A 25456-nucleotide genomic window follows, 5' to 3' on the forward strand; every position below is an offset into this window, starting at 1 on the left:
TGTTGAGACTTACTAAACCTATGAATTTCATCAATAAAAAGAATCGCTCGTGTTTGTCTTTTAGCTTTTTCTATCACCTCTCTAACATCTTTCACTCCCGCACTAATCGCACTTAGCGTATGAAAAGGACGTTTTAAAGCCTTTGCAATCAACAGAGCAAGCGTAGTTTTGCCAATCCCTGGTGCGCCCCAAAGAATCATTGACGGAACTGCTCCAGAAGAAATTACACGAGCCAATACACCATTATTTCCAATCAGATGACTTTGTCCAATCACTTCCTCTAAACTTTGAGGGCGCATTCGTTCGGCTAACGGTGGATTTTGAGAAGTTTGAGAAAGCATTTTGAGCGTGTTTTTATTGAGTTTGTTTTTAGCCTGTAAAATAACTCAATTACATTTTCTTATCAAAATCGTATCAGATGAGTTTTATTTTACCCATTCCACTATCTATTTAACCCCTATCAAGTCTGAATATTTACCAAACTGATAGGGTGTAGGCTTTACTGAATTTTTTTTTTTACAAAAATTATCACAGATTCACTTATTCTTGTAACCATAATAGAGCTTTATCTTCCTTATCAAAATAATGTGTGATAAACTCTGCTTCAGTATTGTCTTCTATAAGCTGTTCAATAGATATTTGTGAAAAAATATCTGAACTCAAAATAATTGCAAGTTTAGATACTCCTATGTTCTTAAAAACAGGAAAAACTAATTCATTATGCCATTCTTGCATATTAGGTGTAATCACAAAGCTCATTTGAGTAGTTCGTGCCAAAATGTTAGTAGGTTTGTATTCTTTTATAGCTACTATTTCAGCTTGAATTTCATTTTTAAACTCTTCTTCTGTCATGTCTTCCGAATCAGAAAGCCACTCAATAATTAGAAGTTCCTTTTTTGGAAGAATGTTAATAGATACGAATTTACTTTTATATATATTTTGCATAATGTTGTACAATTTGATTGTAGGCTTAGAACTTGTTTAAGAATAGTTTTCTAGTGCAAGATTGCATTTGTGCTTACCGTTTCGTCAGCATATGCTGATGAACTGAAAGTCGGCGTAGCCAAAAAGTGCGCTTGAACGAGAAATAATAAATAAAATTTATTTTATACTTCATTCAAGCTACTTTTTTACATTGAACTTGTTTAAGAATGTAGATTTATGTTATCAAAAAAAGAGGTCAAAATAGTTATCATTGTAAATAACCACATTTGCAACGTAACCATTTTTTCCTCTATGTACGTAAACCTATCAAAAAAAATTATAACAGAAAATATTTTACCTTATTTAGAGCAATTTTCCAAAGGTCGTCGGATAAAAGTCGCTCTTTGGCGTATTATTAAAGCTATTGTTTATCGTTTAAAATCAAGTTGTCAATGGCGAGAACTTCCAATGAAACAATTTTATTCTTAAAACAACTTCTTAGGAAAAGTCTAAGCACAAAAATCAATTTCTTTATTTATAAATTTTTAAGATATTATCAAAAATTCTACGTCTTTATGAATTTGGTTTCAATTTGAAATTATTTTATATCTTTCAAGGGTGCTTATATTACCATTCATTATTTTTAATAATTGATGCTTGACAAGTTAAAGTAAAACATTTATCTCTTGTCAAATACTTTCTTGGAAGAAAAAAACGTTGGAAATGAAATAAAATCATATAGAGACAAAAGTTTTGAAAAGTATAAAAAACAACAAAAGATAACTATGATTAAGCCTTATCATGATTATTTTTTTTAAATTCATTTTCCATAGCATTGAGGGTTGCATACTCAACGCTATGAAGAAATAAGCACGATGCGATTTTTAGTAAATAATTGATAATCAGTCACGTAAAAAACTGTGATAACCTTTGTCATATTTTTTGCTTTCCCTATTTTTTTAAATAGAACTAATGTCAGAAGATGAACGGTTCATAATCCAGTTATTAGCCTCTTCTGTATTGTCAAAATATTGTACTTCAAAGCTTTGACTTCCTGCATCACCTTCCATGGTCTGCTCAATAGAAAGCTGAGAAATAAATTCTTTTGATACTATAATGGCATATTTTTTCAATCCTGCTGCTATAAAGCGTGGAAATACCTCGTTATCTACCCAATTCTGTAACTCTACGGAAATTGTAAACGTAAAGTCACGTGTGTCATCTAAAATGTATTGAACTTTATATTCTTCAGTATATTCTGCAATCTTAATAACTTCAGAAGAAAAAGTATCTTCATCCAAATCTTCTGTTTTAGATGTCCAAGATTTTGAAAGAATAGATTTTGTCTTGTCAAAGTTAATAGTTTGATATTCACTATTGTAAATTTCCATGATTATGATATTTTGGTTATAATGATATATTTAACTCTGCGCTAAAATAAATATTTTAGAGTGAAAAAAATAACTATAAAATGAAAATTAACTGCTTATGTATTGTTTTGGTAAATAATTTAAGATTTAAATTGATTTATTATTTTATAGTAATTAGGTTAGTGTAAATTTATTGAAACAAGGAAATTCTTATGGTAGAAAAAAAGAAAATATTGTATATATTGCGCTAGCTAGAATATTGGGTATGAACAGATATTTGTTCTGTGTATCACAGAATAGGGAAAAAGTACCATTCGTTGTTGTTTTAGCATAGCGACACCAACAACTTTTATCTCAATGTCTAGTAATTTAATATTGCATTTCAATAAATTCTATTCTAATTAAATAAACCAATTTAGATATATGTCAAGATTTCAAGGTAAAGTTTGTATTGTTACAGGAGGGGGAAGTGGTATTGGATTAGCTGCTGCCCGTTTATTTTTAGCAGAAGGAGCTAAAGTTATGATTACTGGGCGTACACAGGAAAAACTTGATACTGCTTGTCAAGAACTTGCAAGTGATAATGTACGTGGTATAAAAAGTGATATTTCAGTCTCTGAAGATCGTAAACTTTTAGTAGCAGAAACTGTAAAGGCTTTTGGAAAGATTGATATATTATACATCAATTCAGGTATAGCCAAAGCTGCTCCTATTGAACAAATGACAGAAGAAATGTATGATGAAGTTTTGGCTATTAATTTGAAAGGGCCTTACTTTTTAATTCAAGCAGCTCTCCCACAAATGAATGATGGAGGATCAATTATATTTACAGGTTCTATTTCTAATCAGATTGGACAACACTCACTAAGTGCATATGCTGCTAGTAAAGCAGGACTACGTTCTTTAGCCCGTACTCTGAGTACTGAATTATTACCACGCAATATTCGCATCAATATGGTTAGTCCTGGTGTTACAAAAACTCCTATTCTTGATATGCCTGGACTTTCAGCAGAGCAAGTGCAAGAAATGATACAATCTCTAGCTTCTCAAAACCCTATGAAACGCATTGCTCAACCTGAAGAAATTGCAAAGGCAGCACTATTTTTGGCTTCTAATGATGCATCTTACATGTTAGGAACTGAAATTATTGCTGATGGAGGTTTTACACAATTACAACTTACATAAAATGTGCTAAAAAAAAGTAAGCTCTCACTCACATTTTGTGAGTGAGAGCTACGTATTCAGCTCCCAACCGTATATTTTTTAGTTCTAACGTTATAATTGTAAAACAACTCAGTCAATTACGGTTTCTTATCAAAATCGTATCAGACAAGTTTTATTTTACCCATTCCTCCATCTATTCCTATTACTTGTCCTGTTATCCAAGTGCTTTCATCGGAGAGTAAAAAGGCAGATGCAGCAGCTAAATCTTCGGCTGTTCCTACTCTTCCCAATGGATGGCGTTTGTCAGAGGCTTCTCGTTTATCTTCTGTGGAAAGTAGAGCCTTCGCTAGTGGTGTATCTGTGAGTGAAGGTGCAAGTACGTTTACTCGTATTTTTTGAGAGGCTAATTCAGCTGCCAACGATTGTCCTAAACCTTCGACGGCTGATTTTGCTGTGGCAATACTGGCGTGAAAATTCATCCCTACTTTTGAGGCTACTGTACTAAACAAGACAATACTGCTCGTATCGGCTTTTTTTAAGGCTTTAAGGCTGTGTTGGATTACTTTTACTGCTCCCAAAACGTTTATCTGAAAATCTTTTTCAAAATCCTGTGTTTTAAGCCTTGCAAAAGGTTTTAAATTGATACTTCCTGCACAATATACCAATCCGTGTAGCACGTCTGGAAGTTCTAAATTATCAATTTCTCCTGTTATGTCTAGTTCTGTGTGTGTGGAGGTAATTCCTTCTGGCTTGGAGCGTGAGGCTGTAAAAAGTGTTGCTCCAGCAGCTTCAAGTTGTTTGGCTAGTGCGTGTCCGATACCAGAACTTGCGCCAATGATTAATATATTTTTACCTTCAAAATTAGTGTTGCTCATTATTGAAAAAATAAGTTTGAAAAGTGGGTTGTATTTTGCTTCACTAAGAGAATGTAGGTCTAAATTGTTTTCTTAATTAAAAACAAATAAGACGAGGAAGGCTGTAACATAAAAGGATTTTAGCCGACTTTTCAATACCTTTGCAAAAAATAGGGGAAGATTCATAATAATCTTCAAACAAACAAAATCAACATTCAATTATGAATATTTTAAATAAACAAAAACTTATTATTATTGGTGCAGCAGTAGGCGCAATCGTTGGATTCTTTTATTGGAAAGAAATTGGTTGTCTTTCTGGAAGCTGTGCTATAAAATCAGTTTGGTACAACATGACAGGCTACGGATTGGTTATGGGTGGACTTTTAGGTTCAATTATTCAAGAGCAGATTAAAAGAAAAAATAAATAATATTTGTCGTTGTTGGAGACACCAACAACGACGTAGATAATGCGATTTTAACTGATTAATCATCATAAAATAGAATTTTTAATTATAAGCTAAAATTTATTCGTAATTAGCTTCGCTGCTTTAGCAGGTCGTAATTAATTAATTCGTAATTAAAATATATGGCAATTATAGGACTTTTTTACGGAACAGATACAGGAAATACAGAAACCGTCTCTATGCAAATTAGAGAAATGCTAGGAGAAGAGTTTATAGATTTATACAACTTTGGCGAACATGACGCACAAGCTGTTATTCCTTATGAATATTTAATTTTTGGCGCACCTACTTGGTACGATGGCGAGCTTCAAAGCGACTGGGAGGAAATCTTGCCAGAGTTTGAAAATATAGATTTTACTGGAAAGAAAGTGGCAATTTTTGGTCTTGGCGACCAGTGGGGTTATGGCGAGTGGTTTTGTGATGCTATCGGAATGATTGGTGAGGTAATAGAGCAAAAAGGAGGAGAACTTGTAGGTTTTTGGTCTAAGGAAGGTTACGATTACGAAAACTCAAAAGGTGAGCGTGATGGAGTTTTTATGGGACTTCCCATAGATGAAGACAACCAGCCAGAAATGACACAAGAACGTCTAAATGCGTGGCTTCCACAAATTTTAGAAGAGTTTGGCTTAGAAGTAGAGACGGAATAATATTTTTTAGAGTACTGGACATCAATATATTTGCTGTTCTGTGAGTCACAGAACAGAGAAAAAACACCGTTTGTTGGTGTTTTAGCGTAGCGACACCAACAACTTTTTATATCATGTCCAGTACTCTAAATATTCTTTCCTCTACAGATAGTTTTTTATGAGGCAGAACTTCGGTTCTGTCTTTTTTTATATTTTATGATTCTTAGCGATTTGCTAATTTTATTACAGAAACTTTGTTCTTACTCCTTTTAGTATTGCATTTAGTTTCTTACTTTTGAATATAAATTAATTTCCTCGTATTCTTTTATTTCTTTCTATGAATAGCCGTCTTACTACTGGTTTACTCTTACTTGCTGTTGCTTTTTTGTTAGGATATATTTTGATAGAAAAGTTTAGCCAAGTAGTTTTGGGAAGTGAAATGAAGACGCTACCAGAAGGTTATCATAATGTTCTTGTTCGTGTACCCACTACTTTTGAGTTTTGTGGGGAGCAAGTGCCATTATACGATGAAGAAGTCAGAGAAAGTTTTGACAAAGAACTCTATATTAATGTTTTTCGCCATTCTTCTACAAGCCTTATTATCAAGCGTTCTGAAAAGTTTTTTCCTATTATTGAAAAAATTTTAAGAGAAGAAGGTGTTCCAGAAGATATGAAGTATATCGCTGTTATTGAAAGTGGGCTTGAAAATGTGCGTTCTCGTTCTGGAGCAGACGGATATTGGCAGTTTATGGAAGAGACAGCAAAAGAATTTGATTTAGAAATTGCAAAGGAAGTAGATGAACGTTATCATATAGAAAAATCTACTCGTGCAGCTTGTAAGTATTTAAAACGTTCGTATAAAAAATTTGAAAACTGGACACTTGTAGCAGCGTCTTACAATCGTGGAATGGGAGGAATGAATGCTGCCCTTCGCAATCAGAATGCAATTTCTTATTACGATGTAGCTCTAAACCCTGAAACAGCTCGCTATATCTATCGTGCTTTGGCATTTAAGGAAATTATGCAACATCCAGAAAAATACGGTTTCGTTATTCCTAAAGAGTTACGTTATCCTCCAGTAGAATATAGAAAAATTACGCTTGATAGCACCATCAATGATATTTCGGCTCTTGCTACAAGATATGGAATGAGTTACAAAACGCTCAAATATCATAATCCTTGGCTTTTAATGAACACTCTTACTTTTTCTAAGAAAGACTTGAAAGAAGGTAAAACATATACACTTTTTGTTCCTCAAAATCCACCTATTCCACATTCAAATATTTTGGCTCAAGAATCTTTAGCTATGAAGGAAATGCTTGATTCTATTCTCAAAGAAGAAGATACTGTTATCGATATTCAAGATATAAAATAGATTAAAGTATTGGACATTATATAAAAATTTGTGGGCGTAGCTATACTAAAACTCCAACAAACGATATTTTCTCCCTGTTCTATGGCTTACAGAACAGCAAATACATTGGTGTCCAGTACTCTAAAAATAGATTTTTTCTTGATAGTAATAAAAAAACGAATAAAGCTAAACACCTTATTCGTTTTTTATGAAATACTGAATATTTATCTATTCTTCTGAATGCTTTACAGAAACAAGATTAAAGTTCAAATCAATAGATTCAATGTAATCTTCGCCATTCTCTAACATATCATAATCATCTTCTCTATAATGCCAGTTGATGGTTACGTCTCCTCCTTTTTCCTTTTCATATAATTCTAACGTTTCTAAGAGGTCTTGGAAACGCCTAGAAGTTGCTGTATTAAAATAAGAAAGGCGAAAGTTAAGAGTAATTTTCCTTTTAGGAGTTTGTAGATAACGCTCTAACCAATCAAAAACAGGCGCAAATACTTCTTCTGCGTGTTCTGGATAAGATTGTCCTTCTATACTCAAAATCCCCTCTTCCCCATTAAAGTCAATCGTTGGGGTAAACTTTTGTCCTTTGAAAAAAAAATTTTCCATAATGGTTTGCTATGTTTTTGATAGCTTATGCTTTTCTTAGTAGTTGTATCAAAATTAAGAATAGAAAATGAATCTAAGCTCAATTTATATTAATTTTTAGTATATCTTTTTTTTATGTATCTGTTGGTTGCCAGTCTTTATTTACTGTTACAGTAATTGAAAAAAAGCTAAGATGTTCTGAAATAGTATCAAAACGTATTTTTAAAGGATTGCCAGAGCGTCTTACCATATCTATTAACCCTACATGTGCACCTGTGCTTGTTTTGCCTTTGGCGTTTTTTCTTTCTTGTCTATAATACGCTGTTAAGCTCTCTTTATCCAGACCGTTTATGTAATTGCAACGCTCTTCTAAGGCTTCTCGCTGATGCTTTTTTACCATATTTCCAGCACTCAATGAGTAATGGTTTCCCAAATCACGAATAGAAACAATGCCTACTCCAATGTGTGAATCAGTAGTATGAAAGTGTTTTTTTTCAGCTGAATGATGATAAATATTTTGAGCCAGTTCAATAAAAATGGCAAAAATTTTACTTTTTATTGTTTCTCGGTCAGATATTTTTTCTTTTAAGTTCTCTGCAATTTCTGATAATACAGATTGCGACAAAGCACCTTGAAAAATAGCAGTAACACCATTTTTATTAAACTCGTTGTAATATTTAGTAATCTGAAAATCGTCGTGCATATTATGCCGAAATATAGGAGAATTAATTAAATAATAGATTCAACGAATAATAAAAAAGTATTCGCTTTGTTTAGTGTTCTAATGTATTGGTAAAAGTAGTTTCTAATTTATTTTTGAAAAATAAAATTAGGATATGTATATCAATGATATTCTTAAACCAAATCTTTAATCAGCATCTTATATTAGATAAGCTATGCACAATTTAACATATATAAATCAGAAATCAAATACTTTTTATTAAAAAGCTCAACACTTTATACAAGATATAAAATATATTTTGTAAGTGTTGAAGTGAATACCTTTTGATAAGAACAGATTTATATTTTTACAGATAACAAGGGTACAAATATATGTTTTATAATCCAATACTCAAATAAAGGCAGAATACAGGTTATTTTTCTATGACCTGATAAGCATTTAATAATTTTTTTAATTTCTTTTTATAAGAAGAAACAAGAAGTGTTTGGTTGTTTTTTGGAGAAAGCATACTCAAAAATAGTATTCCTACAAGTAGCAATGCTATCCATAAATCATCCCTAGCTTCTAAATACATGATAGCTCCAAGTCCAAGAATTAACCCTCCTAATACGATTAATAAAATTTTGCGCCATTTTTTAGATATAAACTCATCATATTCAAAAGTTACTTCCACTTTAGTATATTCAGCCTCTCTGACAAAGAAGCCTTTTAAAATATGCTCATATTTACCTCTAGTTTTAAGATGAAATGAATTATGTGAGATTGTTCCCTCAAAGTGTAAACCACTTTTAAGAGCTTCTACAAAGTTTTGTTTCTGACTCTCTTCTGCAACTCCATTTTTCAGATGAGCAACGATTTGCTCTGGTGTGAGTTTGGTAAAATAAACTAAATATTCGTCGGACAGGACTTTATCTTCATTTTTCATAATGTGAAAGAATTAAAATAAAATAATAGGTGGGTTAGGGAAAGTCAAGTTTTATCTTCAATTAGAATAACTATACAAGTATGGATTTTCTTCTCATAATTTCCATATTGTAAAACCATAGGTAGTATTTAATTTTTCAACAAAAATGACTTACAAACTGTCTATATTTCCAAAATTGTCGTTTTTGCGCTATATTTGCATATTATTTTTCCGACTTTTTACTAGAAGTAGGTCGTCTTGTTTTAAATATTAAATAGAAAGCAAGTAAAAAATCAGTACAATAACGAAAAAATAATTGAGCCGTAATAGAATAAAATAAATATATATTCAAATAAAAAAACTCAATTATCCATTTCAAAAGTCGCTATATCAAAAACCATTAACTAAAAAGATACAACGTGGATTTATTCGAAAAATTAAAAACTAATCGTGGACCTTTAGGTCAGTTTTCTTCTGTTGCACACGGATATTTCGCATTTCCAAAATTAGAAGGAGAAATTAAGCCTCGTATGAAATTTAGAGGAAAGGAAGTATTGACATGGAGCTTGAACAATTATCTAGGACTTGGCAATCATCCTGAAGTACGCAAAGCAGATACAGAAGCGACAAAAGATTGGGGACTTGCCTATCCGATGGGCTCACGTATGATGTCTGGAAATTCGAATACGATTGAAGAGTTTGAATCACAGCTTTCTGATTTTGTTCAGAAAGAAGATACCTTTATCTTAAATTATGGTTATCAAGGAATTATGTCTGTTGTAGATGCTCTCCTTGACCGTAAAGATGTAGTAGTATATGATTCTGAGTGTCATGCTTGTATCATTGATGGACTTCGTATGAGCCTTGCCAAGCGTTATGTATTTCCTCATAATGATATTGAAAAGTGTGAAAAACAATTAGAAAGAGCCACTAAATATGTAGCAGAAACAGGTGGAGCTATTTTAGTGATTACAGAAGGTGTTTTTGGAATGCTCGGCGACCAAGGCAAACTCAAAGAGATTGTAGAACTTAAAGAAAAATTCCAATTCCGTTTGTTGGTGGATGATGCACACGGCTTTGGTACAATGGGAGAGACAGGTATCGGAACAGGAGAGGCACAAGGTGTTCAAGACCAAATCGATATATATTTCTCTACTTTTGCTAAGTCTATGGCAAGTATTGGAGCATTTATTTCAGGTCCAGAAGACGTAATCAATTATTTGCGTTACAATATGCGTTCACAGATTTATGCAAAAACACTTCCTATGCCACTTGTAGTGGGTAATATGAAGCGTTTGGAAATGCTTCGTACTATGCCAGAGCTAAAGGAGAATCTTTGGAAAGTCGTAAATGCTCTTCAAAATGGTTTGCGTGAAAACGGGTTTAATATCGGAGAAACTAACTCACCAGTGACTCCAGTATTTTTGAGTGGAGGAAATAACGAGGCTGGAAATCTTATTATTGACCTTCGTGAAAACTACCACATCTTCTGCTCTGTGGTTATTTATCCAGTTGTGCCTAAAGATGTAATTATGTTACGTCTTATTCCAACAGCAGCGCATACTTTAGAGGATGTAACAGAAACTATTGAGGCGTTTAAAGCTGTTTCTGACAAACTCAAAAATGGAGTGTATGCTAATAGCGAAATTAGTGCAGCTATATAATTTAACTATTTCTAGGTCATTTTCTTACTTCTAAAGAATTGGAAGAGCATAATTCAAGTTATTATAAATCTTTGTGTTTCAGTAATTTATAATAATTATTCTCTGATAGTTAGGAAAGCCCTATTTTTTTTATGAAAAAAATAGGGCTAAAATTGAAAAAAAATGCCTTTAAACGCTGTTTTTGACAGTTTTGTTAGTATATTGTCATTCAAATAGAGCATATATGAGCTAAAAAGATATTTTATCTAATACGTTCTTTGCTCATCAAAAATATATTTTAATTAAATTTTATAACCTTCAATTTACTTTTCACTATGGGTCGTTATCAAGAAGTCGAAGACTTAATTACAGGATTACAAGAAGATTTTTCTAAGTTCTACGAAAAAGACAACCAAGCTGCTGGAACTCGTATCCGTAAAGGAATGCAAGAGCTTAAAAAAATTGCACAAGAAATCCGTACAGAAGTACAAGAAACTAAAAATAAACGTGCAGCAGAAACTAAGAAGTAATCCTAACTTTATAGTTTTTACAATAAAAAACCATTTCTACTTTTTGCTAGAAATGGTTTTTTGTTTTTTGTAAAATATAACTTTATTTTATAAATGAACTTTCTCATCTTCTAAGCTATCATCCGTATCTAGCTCCAAGGTAGCGTGATGTACAGAATGATGTAAGAGTTCATGACGAATCATGAGCTTTAGATTTTCCCAATGTTGTATTATGTTTTCTGTGTCCTCAAAAACAGATTCTTTCAATACTACATGTACAGTCATTGCATTTTCTGTACTGCTCAAAGCCCAAACGTGCATGTGATGAACACTCTCTATTTCATCTATTTCTAAAAGAGATTTTTCTATTTCTTCTAATTTTATGCTTTTGGGTACACCGTCTAAAACAAGTCTAATGCTTTCATTGAATAAATTCCATGTAGAAATTAAAACAATTATTGCAATTACGCAGCTAATAATTGGGTCGATGATTTTAAAACCTGTAAAATAAATGATTGTGCCTGCTATAACTACACCTACTGAAACCAGTGCATCAACAAGCAAATGTAAAAAAGCTCCTTTTACGTTGATGTCGTCTTCCTGCCCTTTAAAAAATAAAAAAGCAGAAATTGTATTTATCACAACCCCAATCCCAGACACCATAATAATTGCAGTGCCAGCTACTGGAGAAGGCGTTGAAAAACGTTCCACTGCTTCATAAATAATTCCTCCAGCTACAAAAACGAGCAATATAGAGTTAATAAGAGATGCCAATAAAGAAGCCTTCTTAAATCCATACGTATAACTAAGGGTCGCTGTCTTTTTTGCAAGTTTCATCCCTATAAGAGCCAAAATTAGACTTCCTACATCGCTTAAGTTATGTGTAGCGTCAGATAAAAGAGCAAGTGAGTTAGTAGCATATCCATAAAAAAATTCTATAGCTGTAAATATAATATTTAACGCAATACCAATGTAGAAAGCTACGTTTATATTTTCTAAACTTTTGGGTGCATGCTCGTGGTTATGCCTTTCTTGATGGTGTGAGTGTGTCATTAGGTTAAAAACAGGATAGAAATCAAGTTATGCTTATAAAACTACTAAATAAGTGATGTAAATTTGCTAGATTGATATATTATACATGTAATTTGACTTAATTTTGTTTAATATAGTTGTATTTTTTTAAGAATTTTATACTAATGAGGGTGTTTATACGTTTGAGAACTGTCTTACATTTTTGTGTTTTTGATTTCATTATTTTTTGTTGTTTTCTGCTGCCAACATTGAGTTTGCCTTGTAATGCTTTAGCTCAATTTTCAACCATTTTGGAAGGCAAAATTAGCCCCGTAGCTTCTTATGAGGTGGTTATAGAATACCAATATCAGTATCTAACATATCAGCCAAAAAGGCAACTCTTGACAACAAATGATAAGGGAGAATTTAATTTTAATATTCCATTGAAAAAATCTACTTGGCTCACATGGAAATGTAAAGACAAAAAAGGGCAGATTTATCTTCACGTAGGAGATAGCTTAAATATGCAAATAGATATTGGAAAGCCATTTTCTAAGGTAAAATTTTCTGGCTTAGGAGCATCAGAAAATAATTTTCTTTGGCAGTGGGAAGCTGAATTTGGACAGACTTCAAAAAATGCACTCTATCCGAGAAAATATAAAGAGTTGAAAGAGAAAAATTTTAAGAATGAGGTAGAAAAATTGAGAAAAAATCAGTACAAACTATTAGAAGAAGCAATAGGTAAAAAGCCTCTTTCTGATGATTTTATACTTGCCCTAGAACATCGAATTGCCTATGAAAATGCAAATCATTTGGCAGAATATCCTGTCCTACATGCTTATTTAAACAAGCAAAAACCACAAAATATGTCCAGTTCATATTATTCTTTCTTCGAAGAAATAGTCATTCAGACTCCATCTGCTCTTAATCAAACGGCTTACCTACGTTTTTTGAGAAATTATTTGGAGTTTCGCTACACACAGTATCACAATGAAAACTATTTGAAGGCATATTCGAATTTGTATTATCCTCTCTTATTTGAAATTGTAGAAAAAGAACTGCAAGAAAGCGTTCAAGCACACGCACAGGCTATTTTATTATTAGAATTGATGGGGAAAGGCGATAAAAAACTCTACAAGAAATATTATCAAAAATATATCAAACAACATAAAGAAGATAAATCAGCACCAGTAGTAAGAGAGTTTTTTGAAAAATCTGAAAAAATAAGCTATGGAAAAACAGCACCTAATTTTTTACTACAAGATATGACTAATAAAAATGTACAACTATCTGATTTTAAAGGAAAAGTTGTTTATTTATTTTTTAGTCCGTTAGAAGGTTTTGTACTAAACAATTACTTAGAAGGTTTTGAATATCTTACTAATCAGTTGAGTAGAGAAAATAAGCAAAACAAAGTGGCATTTCTTTGGATTCAGACTGAAGCATCAAATATTTCAGATACAGAGAAAGAAAAAATGGGAGAAAAATGTGATAAGCTCAATATTATTCGTCTTCCTTGCTATTTTTTAGATACTTTAGGCTACAATATCCATACACTTCCTATTGCATTTTTAATAGATAAAGAGGGGAAAATAGCTTATTCTACAACTAAGTTGCCTACTGATGCAGGACTTTTAGAAGATATTGATTATTTGACAAAAAAATGAAATTTATCCATGGTTTGTATTAGGGTCGTAAGCATCTCTCAATCCATTTCCTAAAAGGTTGAAAGCAAGCACTAAAAGGCTGATACAAAGACTTGGAAAGACAATTAAATGCCAACTATTGCTTGTTCCGATAACAGAATAACCTTCAGAAACCATCATTCCCCAAGAAGGAGTCGGAGGCTTTACGCCTAGTCCTAGAAAGCTCAATCCTGCTTCTATTAATATAGCTGCTGCAAAATTTGAGGTGGTAACGACTACTATTTCCCCCAACATATTTGGTAAAATATGACGGAATATAATTCTCCAATGGCTCATACCAAAAGCGTGAGTTGCCTCAATGAAAGGTTTTCTCTTGATAGCTTTGATTTTACCTCTTACGATACGTGCAATTTCTACCCACATGGTAAGTCCGACTGCTACGAAAGCTACCCAAACTCCTTTGCTTTGAAGTACAATCGTAATGGCAATAACAAGCATAATACTAGGTATTGACCAGACTACTGTCATAAACCAATGAATGGCATTATCTATCCAACCATCAAAATATCCAGATAAAGCTCCTAGAGTTACACCCAAAGCCAAAGAAATCAAGACAGCTATTGTTCCAATCATCAGAGAAATACGTGTTCCGTACATCAAACGACTTAGAATATCTCTGCCCAAACGGTCTGTTCCTAGCCAATAGGTGCGAGTTTCTATATTTTCTTTTTGAAATTCTTCTTTGAGTTCGAAAAGTGTTGTTGTTCTGATGCGCTTCTGAATATCTACATAACGTACTGTATCGCCCTTAATTTGGTAATTATAATGGAGTGAGTCGTCGGAAAGCAAATTAGAATGCCCAGTAAAGACAGGTTTAGTTGCATAAATGAGAGAGAAGGCTTCTTCTTCTTGCTTTTTACCATATACTTTGTAGAAAACTGTATCACCCACAATTCTGAAAGTATCGATAGGAGTAATGATGTAATCTGTTTCGTCTCCGTTATAAATGCTTTCAAAAAAACCTGCGTGTTGAGTTTCTAGCCTTTTTCTAAACTTTAAAATTTTGGTTTCAAAAATAGGCATTTGCTTGCTTATCTGTATTGCCCCATCGTTGGCATCAGGGGTTTTGTCTGGCATAATGGTATGTCCAGCAAGAGCAATAAAAATAGCAAACAGAATTACAATAAGTCCAAACATAGCAGGCTTATGACTCAATAAGCGTTTGCGTATTTGTGAGGAAGGTGATATATGCTCAAATTCTGAAGCCATTTAATAAAGGAAAGCGCAGTATATATAATATTATGATATGCTAATTATTTGTTCTCAAGGTATATTTGTAATGAGAAACATTCTTTAAGCGACTAATTTACTAAGAAAGATACATAAAAACTATTCTTATTTCAAAATAAAAGTGGCTAACGTGATATTACCCAATATTGCCTAATTATTTTGTTTGTCTGCCTTTCCACTGATAGCCTTTTTTTTGTGCTACGATTCCAAAAAAAATAGCATAGAAGCTATAAAATATCCACCAAAAAGGCAGCGTAAAAATTACTCTTTTTTGTTTTAAGAAAATTAAAATAGAAAATAAGAAAATTAATTCTGTAAGCATTCTGATAAAAAAAGTACAGTACAAATAGTTTATATATTCTACATCAAATACTTCAAAGTTTGCATTCATTAATGTTGAAGTCATAGAAACTAATGTCAGTAATGTCAAGACTTGTACGACAAATACAAAAACACTGATGGCTGCATGGCTTATTTTTTTGTGTTGATTCCATTTACTTGCCCAGCGTTTTCGTTGGTGGTAAAACTGTTTCCAAGTCTTTGTAGCTTCTGTTTCTACAATGGCTTTCTTTGATTTTAAGAAAAATATATGTTGAGCGTATTTTTTATGAAACTTGTGAAGTAAAAACTCATCATCTCCAGAAGAAATTTTATACCCTTCATCCTTGTTCGTTTCATCACTCTGATAACCTCCTAGTTCTATAAATTTTTCTTTTGAATATGCCATATTTGCACCATTGCAAGTAAAAGGAAAGCCTAGGTTTAGAGCTGCCCCACCAGTTCCAATCAGCGTAGCAAATTCAGAGGCTTGCAGAGCTGCAAAAAAATCTCTTGTATGATTTAAGCGAACTGCGCCAGCAATGAAAAATGCCTCTTGACTTGTCTTAGACTTACTTTCTATGAAATTAGAAAAGGTAGAAAGCCAACTTTTATCTACTCTACAATCTCCGTCTGTGGTAATAATATACTCATATTTTGCTTTTGAAACTCCTAAAGTAATAGCTCGTTTTTTATGTGCAGAGCCAGCAGCAGGAACTGAAATAAGCTGCAAAGAATAAGGAGCTTTTGAAATGAAATTTCTAACAATTTCGGCTGTATTGTCTTCTGAATTATCATCTAAAACTAAGACTTCGAAATTTGATGTGTCTAAATCTTGTAAGGCTAAATCATTTAGAAGATTAGTAATATTTTCAGCCTCGTTCCGAACAGGAATCAAAACAGAAAAACGAATCTTACTATTTTTATTTGTTTGTTTAGGAATAAAAATAGGTGTTCTATGCCAGCCATAAATCAGAATAAGCAAGGCTAGAATGTAAAGCCAGAAAATTAGGAGAGTGAGGTAGAAAATACTGTTTCTTGATTGTTAAAGGATTGGTAGGATTTTTAGGATGAAAGGCAGGATGAGGTTATATTTTTAGATACTGGACATGAGGTGAAAAGTTGTTGGTGTCGCTACGCTAAAACACCAACGAACGGCAAGAATTTAATTTCCTTTCTCCTCAATTTCAATTACCCCACCCAAAACAGCTTCATAGCCATATTTTAGATAGGCTTCTAATCCTTTATAAATAGTAATGTTATAATCTATAGAATCTTCTAATTTAATTTCCCTTGCTAGTCTTTTTCTTTCTTTGCGTGAGTATTGTCGATATTCCTTTCCATTAAACACAAAAACCATTTTATGTTTGTTCTTTCTAATATCTTTCTGTTTTACGTAAACACGATTATCTTTTTTATCAATGATTGCTTTTTCATCAATTTCCAAAACAATGTCTTTTTCAAAATAATAAGATGGAATATTTTTCAAAAGAAAAGTATCTTGCATTTCTATGTTTGCTTTTTCTATGTATATGATATTATCTTTTTGCTCATACTTCATTTTTACATAGTATCTCCCATAACCAATATGAAATGGAACATAATGAAATTCAAGTATAGAATCATTTTCAAATGTTAATCCATTTGTCCTTGATAAGCTATCAGAAGAATACCCTACATAAACAGTATTCAATTTTTGTGAATAGGAAGCAGTAGTGAGTAAGTAGAAGCAAAGTACAAAGCCTATTTTTACTAAAATATTTTTCATTTTATCTAATATTTCTAAAACTGAAAATAAATAAAAGGCTGAATCCCTGCTGTTTTGAATTGGAAGACAAATAAAATAATCGCTACAATGATAATCGCTTTTATGAGGTCTGGAAGCTCTGCGAAGGTAGTTTTTGTAGCTGTTTTGATGTCTTCTGGAAGCCAATGGATTACAAAACCTAACAGCATGACGGAAAAAATAGTCTTATATGCTGCAAGCCTTTCAAAAACTCCTGCTACTTCAAACTTATAGAAAATTTGTTCTAGCATTAGGTTTACTGTAGCTACATCAGCAGCACGGAAATACATCCAACACAAACAAACAAAGTGAAACGTAATGATGAGCATGACAAGATTATATACTTTTGATTTCTGCCACGTTTCTGGAATATCTACGAAGGTAAGCCAAAGTTTATGAACAGCTAGAGCAACACCATGAAGCGCACCCCAAATCACGAAACGCCAAGCATTACCGTGCCAAAGCCCACCCAAAAGCATGGTCAAGAATAGGTTTACGTAAGTTCTTACTTTGCCTTTTCGGTTTCCTCCAAGTGGAATATAAAGATAATCTCTTAGCCAAGAAGAAAGCGAAATGTGCCATCTACGCCAAAAATCTGTAATACTGGTTGCCTTATAAGGTGAGTTGAAGTTGATAGGCAAACGAAAGCCTAAAAGCAATGCCACTCCAATTGCAATGTCTGTATAACCCGAAAAATCGCAATAAATCTGAATCGCATAGCCATAAACTGCCATCAAGTTTTCAAAACCTGTATATTGAAATGGCTCTGCAAAAACTCTATCAACATAATTGGCAGAAATATAATCCGAAATCATCATTTTCTTTACCAAACCATTAATAATCAGAAAAATGGCTTCGTTGTATTCTGTTTCAGAGAGTTTATATTTTTGATAAATCTGTGGGACAAACTCGGATGCTCTTACAATTGGTCCTGCAACGAGTTGAGGGAAAAAGCTAACATAAAAACCAAAATCAATAATATTATTTACAGGCTTGAGTTCTCTTCTGTAAATATCTACCGAATAACTAATGGTTTGAAAAGTATAAAAAGAAATGCCGACAGGAAGAAAAATAGTATCTGTTTCGAAATAAGGTTTTCCTACTACAAGGTTGAGGAAATAGGCTAAATAGTCTGTTTTCGCAAGTTCCCACGACGTTCCTGTAAGCCATTCGGAAGTGGTGTTGAGAGAATCTACAAAGAAAAAAGTATATTTGAAATAGGCTAAGACAGACAAATTTATGATTACACTAATTGTAACAAGAAGTTTTCTATGCTTTTCGTCATCACTTTTAAAAATTCCTTCTCCAATAAAATAATCTACCACCGTAGAAAAAATGAGTAGCAAAAAGAACCATCCACTTGAAAGATAGTAAAAATAGAGGCTGAAAACAGCAAGAAAAAGAGTTCTGGCAATCTGTGAGGTTTCTTTTCTTCCAAACGAATCTCCAGAGAGTTTGTACTTTACGCTATTGATGCTTCCATCTTTAACAAACTGATAAATGAAAAGTACGAACGCAAACAAAACCCAAAACCAAACATTGGTAAAAATGAGAGGTTCGTTTTTTTTGTACGAAAGGATTTCCCAAACACTTTCCATAAAAAGTTAAAAAGCAATATAGATTTTTAGATGGAGTTAGAAGCTATTAGCAAAGCAGTTTCAAAACTACTAAAAAAAAGGATTCTATTTTAGAAAAATTTAAAATTAAAGATGAAAAGAGCATAAAATTAGGTTTTTGGATTCTAAAATCTTAATCAGAGATATTTTTTGTGTATTTTAGTATCGTAGAGGTATAATTTTATTTCCTCAGACTACTATTTCCCCAGCTACACATTAAAAGAAAGTTAAACAATGAATCTACTGTATAAAAGCTCTGATGAGAGTGCTACTTCATATATTTGCGATGAAACGGGCTATTATCTCATCCGTTTACAAAGCAAAGTAAGCGAACAAAACTATAAAGCTGCCTATTCTGCTGTATTGGAAAGCGCAAAGACAAAACCGTATCAGAAAATTATTTTATCTGTTATAGATGATGATGAGAATCCTCTTTCTGTACCTTTTTCGGCTCGTAGTTGGTTTGCATCTTATTTTAGCCCCCAATTTTATAAACTAGCACAGAATCAAGTAGATGTTGGGATAGTAAAACCCAAAACAAAGCTACAAACAAACATGATGCATGTTATATTAGGAGTTGTTGAAAAAACAAATATCAAAATCAATGCAGCCTATTTTGATAAGGAAGAAGAGGCAAAAGAATGGATGAAGTGTCCAACCTAAATCTCAAAATTATAATGTACTTGATAAGCAGATTAATTAGAGCATATACTCTGATAATCTGCTTTTTAGGTTTTAGAGTTTATCAAGAATTATAATTTATTAGTAATTATTGCCACAAAAGAAGCTCATCTTACGTATCCATATTAATTTGTTTAATAGAATAATGATTACTGATTTGCTATGTCTTATATTATCTATATTAAAAATCTTTTTTTGCTCATTACTATTTTTTACTGTACAACAACTCTATTAGCACAAAATACAACTACATCTTATGATACCATCTATACAAAACGGAAAATTAAACTAATAAACAAAGACTTAGTATCAAGTAATTATAAAGCAGGGGATATAGATATTTATTTTTCTCCACTTGCACTGATCGAACCACGCCCAACTATATATATAGGAGGAGAATATTTTCTCAAGGATAAACTCTCTCTTTTTGTAGATTTGGGATATATGGTAAATATCACAGGTGCAGAATTAAATACTCAAGTAGATAGAACTGTATCTGCACAGGAAGATGCCACAGACCAAACTATTCTAAATTCTGCAAAGGCAAATTATACCATTAAACCTGAAATTCGTTGGTACAGACAAAATAGTAACTCAAAAGATGCCTCTTATTACGGTCTGCGCCTAATATGGAGAAATGTCAATTATTTGAAAAATCAGAGAGTGCATGAAGAATATGCTTTTAGTACGCTTACAAATACTTGGTCAGCCATAGGAGATGAAAATATGTCTATTTATAGGGTAAAACGACAAACACTAGGGCTTCAATTTCTTATAGGAACTAAAAAAAGATTCATCAAAGGAATAAATTCCAATCTTTATGCAGGTGTAGGAGTACGTTATATTTCTAACCAGCCAGAAAACAAAGCTTTCAATCCACTACAAGCTGAAGACAATCTTCTTGAAGAGTTAAACTTAGAGTTTCTTGCTTTTAACAAAGCCTATAAAATTATTACTATGGATTTTGCACTCGGCGTGCGATTTGGTGGAATAATAAAAAAATAAATATTTGATTTAGGTTAAATAACAACATATCAATCAATAAAAAAACATGAAAAAACAACATTTTCTATCTCTATTACTTTTTTTGCTTACATATTTCACAACAGACCAATTTTTACTTGCTCAGAAAGACACAGTAAATTATTATTATGAATATGATACTATCATTGTAGAGCGCAAAATCAAAAAGCTAAGATTTTCTGAATACAAAAGAGCAGATATGGATTTTTATTTATCTCCTCTAGCTCTTTTTGAGCCTTGTCCTACGATTTATTTTGGAACAGAATATTTCTTAAAAGATAAACTATCGATTTATACTGATATAGGTTATATTTTTAATCTAACAGGAAGCCAAAGTGATAATAACAGAAATCTATATTCTTCCTACCCTAGTTATGCTATCAAGCCAGAAATACGTCTTTATACGAAAAGCAATCCTCAAAAAGCATCATATCACGCCATAAAACTAATGTTTCGCAATGTAAATTATAAGGAAAACCAGTTTGTATATGAAGAGTATTTATTTGATGAAAACACGCAAAGTTGGTCAGTGTTTGGAGAAGGAATGGAAACAGATTATAGAGTAAGAAGGCGTTCGGTAGGGTTACAGTATATAAAAGGTTGGAAGGGGAGGTTTGCCAAAACTTGGATAAGCAATTTTTATTTTGGCGTTGGGTTTCGATATATTGCCAATACGCCTATAGATAAACGTCCTACACCTTTTGAGTTGAATGATTGGGGTTTGTTCAATCTAGAGTACTTAGAGTTAGAAAAAAAATATAAGTTTATGATGATAGATGTTGCTTGTGGCTTTCGAATTGGCTCAAAATTGAAGAAAAGATAGTAGCAATGGCAGTGTGCTTGTGCTTATGTAAATAAACTTTTATTGAAATAATGCAATTTTTGTTTTGTTTAAGCGTTTGAAAATCAAAGGTTTTTTATCAGATGTATAAATAAATCATAATTCTGATAGCTTTTTAATGAAGCAATAATTTGCTTTTTTAGCAGAAAAAAACCAAATTGCTTCCTTAAATACATAAAAACAAAAGTATTTGGTTATATTCAATGCTTAGCATTAATAGAAATCATCTGATAATACTATCCTATACTATTAACTTAGAAGAAATTTATTTACGAATTAAGAGAGAGAGTTTTTTAAAAACAAACTATTTTAATTGATAATACACACTAATTATGGCTATGTTCCAATCAAAAAAACAAACAGTAAGTTCGGCAGAAGTGGAAGCAAATAATATCATAGGTAAAGGCACAAAGATTATAGGAGATTTGCTCACACAAGGAAATATAAGAATAGATGGAGAAATAAATGGAAATATCACTTCTAAATCTAAGGTAGCGTTAGGGGCTGGTTCTAAGCTAGAGGGAAATCTAGTATCTAGCAATGCAGAGATAGAAGGTGAGGTTACAGGAAACATTTTTGTAGCAGAATTGCTTATTCTAAAAGCCAATGCAGTTATCAATGGTGATGTATGCACACTAAGAATGATAACAGAACCAGGGGCTAAAATAAATGGACAGTGCAAAGTTGGAGAAGCTCCAAAAGTAACAACTTCTCTATCAAGTTCTGCACTAAACGGAACATCTAAACCTGTACTAAATGGCAAACCAAAAGAACGAGAACTCGCAACCTCAAGATAATGCTCAAAATAAAGATGATAATCTAGAAGATGAACTCTATAAAGAATTAGAAAAAAGACTGGATGGCATAGAAGATAAGTTTGAACAAAATGTCAGAAACCATCTAAATTCTAAGGAAGAGGAAAAAGAAAAGCACTATCACTTTCAAGAGGATTCTTTGAATGATTTTGAAGTAGAAGAAGAAACTGAAGTAAATATTCCTATTTCTCCAAAAAAAATAGAACCAGAACCTACATTCAAAAATTCTTATACAGAAAAAATTAATATAGCTTCTAAAAAAAGAGAAGAGGCTTTAGCCAAACCACCCAATAAATATCTCAAATATGGAGGTATTGGTGCAGAAATGATAGGTTCAGTGATTTTGGGAAGTTTTGCAGGAAATTGGCTAGATAAAAAAATGGAACTTGATTTTCCTGTTTTTACTATTGTACTGATTTTCTTAGGTCTAACAGCCACCTTCTATCACCTCATAAGGCAACTCAATGCCGACCAAAAAGAAGACGAAAACACTAAAAATACAAAAGACTAAATCTTTAGTTTTTTGTATTTTTTTATTTACTCAAAAACTCATTCATTTCATTTTATTTTTTCTAACTTTGCTAATGAGTGTAGTAATGCTACTACATTCTGTTAAAACTGCATTATGTATATTGTTTGATAGACTATTTTTTAAAAATCAAGAGAATAGCAACAGACAATATTTTATTAATTATTTGCCGATTTTTATCTTGTAACTATTATGATGAACGAAGAAAACGAGAACCTAAACAACGCAAACACAGAGCAAAACAACACGACTCAAACTACAAAAAACAGTATTGAAGACAATACAGAAAATATTGAAGTGGGAAGTGAAGCAAGCGTAAGTATGGACAATGCAATTTCTAAGGAGATTGTCCAAGAAGCTGAAAGCAACAGAGAAGAAACAGAACTAAAAGACGAATCTGCTGAAGAAGTAGATGATGAAGTAAGCCAAGAAGACTTAGATGCTATCAGAAAAGAAAGCGAAGAAATCAATGCTTCAGAAGAAGAAAAAACAGATGATACAGAAAAAGAAGATTCTGAATCAGAAAAAAGAGAAATAGAAACGCTCCCTCAAGAAGATTACTCTACTCTTACAAAAGAAGAGTTAGTTTCAAAAAGTGCAATGTTTGCAGCACAGGCAAAAGAAGGAGAGAATCAGAAAGTAAATTTTCGTTATTTAGACGACCAAGTTTCTAAAATCAGAGAGTTTATAGATGCTTTTACAGAACAAGAAAGAGAAGAAGCACGCAAAAAATATGAAGAATCTGCTCAAAATGAAGAGGAAAAAGAAGGTTTCTCATTCCAACAAGATGACCTTACAGGAATGTTCTATGAGAACTTCAAGGCGATAAAAGAGGCAAAACGCAATCATTATCAAAAGCTAGAAAGTGAAAAACAGAACAACCTCAAGAAAAAACAAGCTCTTATAGAAGAACTTCGTTCGCTTACAGATACATCTAAACCAAGTGAGCTTTCAAGAAAAGGAGAATTTGATAGAGTAAAAGAAATTCAAACAGAGTTCAAAAGCATTGGTTATGTTCCGATGCAAGAAGCTGACGAAATCTACAGAAACTACAAGGCTTTATTAGACCTTTTCTACAATCAGAAATCACAAGAAAGAGAGCTTTTAGCCCTTGACCGTGAGCGTAATTTGAAAGCAAAAACAGCTTTAGTAGTTCGTGCAGAAGAGCTTTTAGAATATGAAAAAATAAACGAAGCCGTAGCCGAACTTAACCGTTTACACCAAGAATATAAGCGCATTGGTCCTGTGCCGAGAGCAGACCGTGAGCAGCTTTGGGAACGCTTCAAAGTAGCTTCTGATAAAATTTATGATGCTCGTAGAGAGTATGCAGAAAATTTCAAAGCGCAGTTACAAGAAAACATGAAAATCAAACAAGACCTTTGTTTGAAAGTAGAAGAGTTTGTAAACTTTGATGCAGACAGAATCAGAGATTGGAACAACAAAACACAAGAATTGGTAGAGCTTCAAAAGCAGTGGGATGCTACAGGACCTGCTCCTCGTGAAGTAGCCAAGAGCTTGAACAAGCAGTTTTGGGATAATTTCAAATTATTCTTCCAACACAAATCAGAGTTTTTTGAAAAATTAGATGCTGCTAGAGAAGAAAACTTAGCCAAAAAGCAAGAGCTTATCAAGAAGGCAGAAGAGCTAAAAGATAGCACAGATTGGAACAATGCAGCTAATCAGTTGAAGGCGTTGCAAAGTGAGTGGAGAGAAATCGGACATGTTCCAGAGAAGCACCGTGAAACAGTTTATCAACAATTTAAAGGAGCTGCTGACCACTTCTTTGAGCGTCGTCGTAATCGTTATAAAGAACAAGATGCTGCACAGGAAGCTAACTTGAAACAAAAGCAGGATATTTGTAACCAAATTGAAGAACTTGCAAAATCAAAGTCAAATGATACTAAAAAATTGCAAGAGCTTCATTTGAAATTCCACGAAATCGGTTTTGTTCCTCGTAAGAATATTCGTAGCATACAAGACCGTTTTGATGAAGTGAATGCTTTGTTTATGAAAAACTCTGAACTAAGTGCAGAAGAAGCACAGTCGTTCCACTTCAAAACACAAGCAAAGGCGATTGAAAACAATCCAAAAATGGCTGGAGACTTTAAGCAGAGCGAAAACAAACTCAAGCGTAAAATCACAGATTTGGAAAATGAAATCAATCTTTGGCAAAACAATATTGAGTTTTTTGCAAAATCTAAAACGGCTGATAAACTTCGTGAAGAGTTTAACGACAAGATTGCAAAAGCAAAGGCTGAAATTGCAGCTATCGAAAATCAGCTTAAAATTTTGACAACTCCTCCAAAAGAAGAAAAAAATGAGGAAAATGCAGAAGAATCAAAAGAAGTAGAAGCAAATGCAGAAACTTCTAAAGAGGATGCTGAAAACTAGAATTACTCAGTAAATTGATTTTATCAAAAGCATTCTATTCAATAATTTTGAGTAGAATGCTTTTTTATTAAACCTAATTATCAAATGAAAAAAGATATTTTCTTCAATGTTCTAGTCCTTGTTTTAGGCATTCTGTTTTTTGCTTTTCAGCTTACAACAGAATACACTATTTACCAGATGCTTCAAGAAACGTTACAAAAAGTCGCACAAAAAGGAGACATACAACCTTCTTTAGTAACAAAAGGAATCGGACAGCGAACACTCTTTGGTATTATTCTTATCATCATTTCTATTTTGACGATAAGAAAATCTGCCACTTTCAAAATAGCTGGAAAGATTGGAGTTTTTATGTTATTTTTAGGGATTTTGCTTCCTTGGTTTTTCTTGGCTTTTGCTATTTTTCAAATAGCCTAGC

General features: G+C 32.6%; 26 protein-coding genes. 14 read left to right on the top strand and 12 right to left on the bottom strand.

All coding sequences use genetic code 11. The features are described 5' to 3' along the window. From QZ659_RS14065 to QZ659_RS14080, 3 genes are all read right to left on the bottom strand, one after another. Window positions 1-341 (bottom strand): AAA family ATPase (locus QZ659_RS14065; RefSeq protein WP_291726472.1); only part of this gene is annotated, 341 nt, incomplete at its 3' end. Between the two features lie 199 nt (window positions 342-540). Beyond that, entirely contained in the window at window positions 541-945 is a 405-nt protein-coding gene (locus QZ659_RS14070) for a hypothetical protein (protein ID WP_291726473.1), read from the bottom strand. A gap of 938 nt (window positions 946-1883) precedes the next feature. Further along, window positions 1884-2315, bottom strand: a complete 432-nt coding sequence (locus QZ659_RS14080; RefSeq protein WP_291726475.1) for a hypothetical protein — start codon at window positions 2313-2315, stop codon at window positions 1884-1886. A 402-nt stretch (window positions 2316-2717) separates the two neighbouring features. Here QZ659_RS14080 and QZ659_RS14085 point away from each other — a divergent pair, with 402 nt between their 5' ends. Then, the gene (locus tag QZ659_RS14085; RefSeq protein ID WP_291726477.1) at window positions 2718-3479 is read left to right on the top strand and encodes a glucose 1-dehydrogenase; all 762 of its coding nucleotides are present in this window, start codon (window positions 2718-2720) and stop codon (window positions 3477-3479) included. A 140-nt stretch (window positions 3480-3619) separates the two neighbouring features. Here QZ659_RS14085 and QZ659_RS14090 read toward each other — a convergent pair whose 3' ends face one another. Further along, window positions 3620-4333 (bottom strand): SDR family NAD(P)-dependent oxidoreductase, encoded by a 714-nt coding sequence (locus tag QZ659_RS14090; RefSeq protein WP_291726479.1) that lies wholly within the window; start codon window positions 4331-4333, stop codon window positions 3620-3622. Window positions 4334-4533: 200 nt separating this feature from the next. On the opposite strand from QZ659_RS14090, the gene QZ659_RS14095 reads away from it, so the two are divergent. From QZ659_RS14095 to QZ659_RS14105, 3 genes are all read left to right on the top strand, one after another. Beyond that, window positions 4534-4740 (top strand): DUF6132 family protein, encoded by a 207-nt coding sequence (locus QZ659_RS14095; protein ID WP_291726481.1) that lies wholly within the window; start codon window positions 4534-4536, stop codon window positions 4738-4740. A 158-nt stretch (window positions 4741-4898) separates the two neighbouring features. Next, a complete protein-coding gene (locus QZ659_RS14100; protein WP_291726483.1) occupies window positions 4899-5423 on the top strand; it encodes a flavodoxin in 525 nt (174 codons plus the stop codon). Window positions 5424-5739: 316 nt separating this feature from the next. Continuing rightward, window positions 5740-6777: a lytic transglycosylase domain-containing protein gene (locus tag QZ659_RS14105; RefSeq protein ID WP_291726485.1), complete on the top strand. Its 1038-nt coding sequence runs from the start codon at window positions 5740-5742 to the stop codon at window positions 6775-6777. 207 nt (window positions 6778-6984) lie between these two features. Here QZ659_RS14105 and QZ659_RS14110 read toward each other — a convergent pair whose 3' ends face one another. The 3 genes from QZ659_RS14110 to QZ659_RS14120 all read right to left on the bottom strand — a co-directional run bounded on the left by QZ659_RS14110 (window position 6985) and on the right by QZ659_RS14120 (window position 8963). Beyond that, the gene (locus tag QZ659_RS14110; RefSeq protein WP_291726487.1) at window positions 6985-7377 is read right to left on the bottom strand and encodes a DUF1987 domain-containing protein; all 393 of its coding nucleotides are present in this window, start codon (window positions 7375-7377) and stop codon (window positions 6985-6987) included. 112 nt (window positions 7378-7489) lie between these two features. After that, window positions 7490-8059, bottom strand: a complete 570-nt coding sequence (locus QZ659_RS14115) for a SiaB family protein kinase (RefSeq protein ID WP_291726488.1) — start codon at window positions 8057-8059, stop codon at window positions 7490-7492. Between the two features lie 391 nt (window positions 8060-8450). Beyond that, window positions 8451-8963, bottom strand: coding sequence for a hypothetical protein (locus QZ659_RS14120; RefSeq protein ID WP_291726490.1), 513 nt, complete (start codon window positions 8961-8963; stop codon window positions 8451-8453). Between the two features lie 398 nt (window positions 8964-9361). Here QZ659_RS14120 and QZ659_RS14125 point away from each other — a divergent pair, with 398 nt between their 5' ends. Continuing rightward, the gene (locus QZ659_RS14125) at window positions 9362-10606 is read left to right on the top strand and encodes an aminotransferase class I/II-fold pyridoxal phosphate-dependent enzyme (RefSeq protein ID WP_291726493.1); all 1245 of its coding nucleotides are present in this window, start codon (window positions 9362-9364) and stop codon (window positions 10604-10606) included. Window positions 10607-10920: 314 nt separating this feature from the next. Then, window positions 10921-11115, top strand: a complete 195-nt coding sequence (locus QZ659_RS14130; RefSeq protein WP_291726495.1) for a histone H1 — start codon at window positions 10921-10923, stop codon at window positions 11113-11115. Between the two features lie 87 nt (window positions 11116-11202). On the opposite strand, the gene QZ659_RS14135 is transcribed toward QZ659_RS14130, so the two are convergent. Then, the gene (locus tag QZ659_RS14135) at window positions 11203-12147 is read right to left on the bottom strand and encodes a cation diffusion facilitator family transporter (RefSeq protein WP_291726497.1); all 945 of its coding nucleotides are present in this window, start codon (window positions 12145-12147) and stop codon (window positions 11203-11205) included. Between the two features lie 227 nt (window positions 12148-12374). Between QZ659_RS14135 and QZ659_RS14140 the strand changes: the two genes are divergently transcribed. Continuing rightward, complete coding sequence (locus QZ659_RS14140; RefSeq protein ID WP_291726499.1) at window positions 12375-13772, top strand: peroxiredoxin family protein; 1398 nt, start codon at window positions 12375-12377, stop codon at window positions 13770-13772. A 3-nt stretch (window positions 13773-13775) separates the two neighbouring features. Here QZ659_RS14140 and QZ659_RS14145 read toward each other — a convergent pair whose 3' ends face one another. The 4 genes from QZ659_RS14145 to QZ659_RS14160 all read right to left on the bottom strand — a co-directional run bounded on the left by QZ659_RS14145 (window position 13776) and on the right by QZ659_RS14160 (window position 18743). After that, window positions 13776-15020: an ABC transporter permease gene (locus tag QZ659_RS14145; RefSeq protein ID WP_291726501.1), complete on the bottom strand. Its 1245-nt coding sequence runs from the start codon at window positions 15018-15020 to the stop codon at window positions 13776-13778. 175 nt (window positions 15021-15195) lie between these two features. Then, window positions 15196-16344: a glycosyltransferase gene (locus QZ659_RS14150; protein ID WP_291726503.1), complete on the bottom strand. Its 1149-nt coding sequence runs from the start codon at window positions 16342-16344 to the stop codon at window positions 15196-15198. Window positions 16345-16524: 180 nt separating this feature from the next. Further along, window positions 16525-17127 (bottom strand): hypothetical protein, encoded by a 603-nt coding sequence (locus QZ659_RS14155; RefSeq protein ID WP_291726505.1) that lies wholly within the window; start codon window positions 17125-17127, stop codon window positions 16525-16527. A gap of 14 nt (window positions 17128-17141) precedes the next feature. Further along, window positions 17142-18743, bottom strand: coding sequence for an MBOAT family O-acyltransferase (locus tag QZ659_RS14160; protein ID WP_291726507.1), 1602 nt, complete (start codon window positions 18741-18743; stop codon window positions 17142-17144). A gap of 252 nt (window positions 18744-18995) precedes the next feature. On the opposite strand from QZ659_RS14160, the gene QZ659_RS14165 reads away from it, so the two are divergent. From QZ659_RS14165 to QZ659_RS14195, 7 genes are all read left to right on the top strand, one after another. After that, the gene (locus QZ659_RS14165; RefSeq protein ID WP_291726509.1) at window positions 18996-19424 is read left to right on the top strand and encodes an STAS/SEC14 domain-containing protein; all 429 of its coding nucleotides are present in this window, start codon (window positions 18996-18998) and stop codon (window positions 19422-19424) included. Window positions 19425-19604: 180 nt separating this feature from the next. After that, window positions 19605-20447, top strand: a complete 843-nt coding sequence (locus tag QZ659_RS14170) for a hypothetical protein (RefSeq protein ID WP_291726511.1) — start codon at window positions 19605-19607, stop codon at window positions 20445-20447. Window positions 20448-20493: 46 nt separating this feature from the next. Continuing rightward, window positions 20494-21288 (top strand): hypothetical protein, encoded by a 795-nt coding sequence (locus QZ659_RS14175; protein WP_291726513.1) that lies wholly within the window; start codon window positions 20494-20496, stop codon window positions 21286-21288. Between the two features lie 356 nt (window positions 21289-21644). Further along, the gene (locus QZ659_RS14180; protein ID WP_291726515.1) at window positions 21645-22103 is read left to right on the top strand and encodes a bactofilin family protein; all 459 of its coding nucleotides are present in this window, start codon (window positions 21645-21647) and stop codon (window positions 22101-22103) included. Next, on the top strand, window positions 22063-22632 hold the full coding sequence (locus tag QZ659_RS14185) for an AtpZ/AtpI family protein (RefSeq protein WP_291726517.1): 570 nt from the start codon (window positions 22063-22065) through the stop codon (window positions 22630-22632). The genes QZ659_RS14180 and QZ659_RS14185 overlap by 41 nt, the downstream gene beginning before the upstream one ends. Window positions 22633-22842: 210 nt before the next feature. Continuing rightward, window positions 22843-25041: a DUF349 domain-containing protein gene (locus tag QZ659_RS14190; protein ID WP_291726519.1), complete on the top strand. Its 2199-nt coding sequence runs from the start codon at window positions 22843-22845 to the stop codon at window positions 25039-25041. Between the two features lie 84 nt (window positions 25042-25125). After that, a complete protein-coding gene (locus QZ659_RS14195; protein WP_291726521.1) occupies window positions 25126-25455 on the top strand; it encodes a hypothetical protein in 330 nt (109 codons plus the stop codon). The last annotated feature ends 1 nt before the right edge of the window (window position 25456 follow it).

This window comes from Bernardetia sp. (genome assembly GCF_020630935.1).
GTDB lineage: Bacteria > Bacteroidota > Bacteroidia > Cytophagales > Bernardetiaceae > Bernardetia.

Bases quoted from the DNA above. Each gene is read 5' to 3' on its own strand.
- QZ659_RS14110 (WP_291726487.1), bottom strand. From the start codon at position 7,377: ATGGAAAATTTTTTTTTCAAAGGACAAAAGTTTACCCCAACGATTGAC.
- QZ659_RS14145 (WP_291726501.1), bottom strand. From the start codon at position 15,020: ATGGCTTCAGAATTTGAGCATATATCACCTTCCTCACAAATACGCAAA.
- QZ659_RS14190 (WP_291726519.1), top strand. From the start codon at position 22,843: ATGATGAACGAAGAAAACGAGAACCTAAACAACGCAAACACAGAGCAA.
- QZ659_RS14070 (WP_291726473.1), bottom strand. From the start codon at position 945: ATGCAAAATATATATAAAAGTAAATTCGTATCTATTAACATTCTTCCA.
- QZ659_RS14085 (WP_291726477.1), top strand. From the start codon at position 2,718: ATGTCAAGATTTCAAGGTAAAGTTTGTATTGTTACAGGAGGGGGAAGT.
- QZ659_RS14135 (WP_291726497.1), bottom strand. From the start codon at position 12,147: ATGACACACTCACACCATCAAGAAAGGCATAACCACGAGCATGCACCC.
- QZ659_RS14115 (WP_291726488.1), bottom strand. From the start codon at position 8,059: ATGCACGACGATTTTCAGATTACTAAATATTACAACGAGTTTAATAAA.
- QZ659_RS14180 (WP_291726515.1), top strand. From the start codon at position 21,645: ATGTTCCAATCAAAAAAACAAACAGTAAGTTCGGCAGAAGTGGAAGCA.
- QZ659_RS14185 (WP_291726517.1), top strand. From the start codon at position 22,063: ATGGCAAACCAAAAGAACGAGAACTCGCAACCTCAAGATAATGCTCAA.
- QZ659_RS14120 (WP_291726490.1), bottom strand. From the start codon at position 8,963: ATGAAAAATGAAGATAAAGTCCTGTCCGACGAATATTTAGTTTATTTT.
- QZ659_RS14175 (WP_291726513.1), top strand. From the start codon at position 20,494: ATGAAAAAACAACATTTTCTATCTCTATTACTTTTTTTGCTTACATAT.
- QZ659_RS14165 (WP_291726509.1), top strand. From the start codon at position 18,996: ATGAATCTACTGTATAAAAGCTCTGATGAGAGTGCTACTTCATATATT.
- QZ659_RS14090 (WP_291726479.1), bottom strand. From the start codon at position 4,333: ATGAGCAACACTAATTTTGAAGGTAAAAATATATTAATCATTGGCGCA.
- QZ659_RS14080 (WP_291726475.1), bottom strand. From the start codon at position 2,315: ATGGAAATTTACAATAGTGAATATCAAACTATTAACTTTGACAAGACA.
- QZ659_RS14170 (WP_291726511.1), top strand. From the start codon at position 19,605: ATGTCTTATATTATCTATATTAAAAATCTTTTTTTGCTCATTACTATT.
- QZ659_RS14130 (WP_291726495.1), top strand. From the start codon at position 10,921: ATGGGTCGTTATCAAGAAGTCGAAGACTTAATTACAGGATTACAAGAA.
- QZ659_RS14155 (WP_291726505.1), bottom strand. From the start codon at position 17,127: ATGAAAAATATTTTAGTAAAAATAGGCTTTGTACTTTGCTTCTACTTA.
- QZ659_RS14100 (WP_291726483.1), top strand. From the start codon at position 4,899: ATGGCAATTATAGGACTTTTTTACGGAACAGATACAGGAAATACAGAA.
- QZ659_RS14195 (WP_291726521.1), top strand. From the start codon at position 25,126: ATGAAAAAAGATATTTTCTTCAATGTTCTAGTCCTTGTTTTAGGCATT.
- QZ659_RS14160 (WP_291726507.1), bottom strand. From the start codon at position 18,743: ATGGAAAGTGTTTGGGAAATCCTTTCGTACAAAAAAAACGAACCTCTC.
- QZ659_RS14105 (WP_291726485.1), top strand. From the start codon at position 5,740: ATGAATAGCCGTCTTACTACTGGTTTACTCTTACTTGCTGTTGCTTTT.
- QZ659_RS14095 (WP_291726481.1), top strand. From the start codon at position 4,534: ATGAATATTTTAAATAAACAAAAACTTATTATTATTGGTGCAGCAGTA.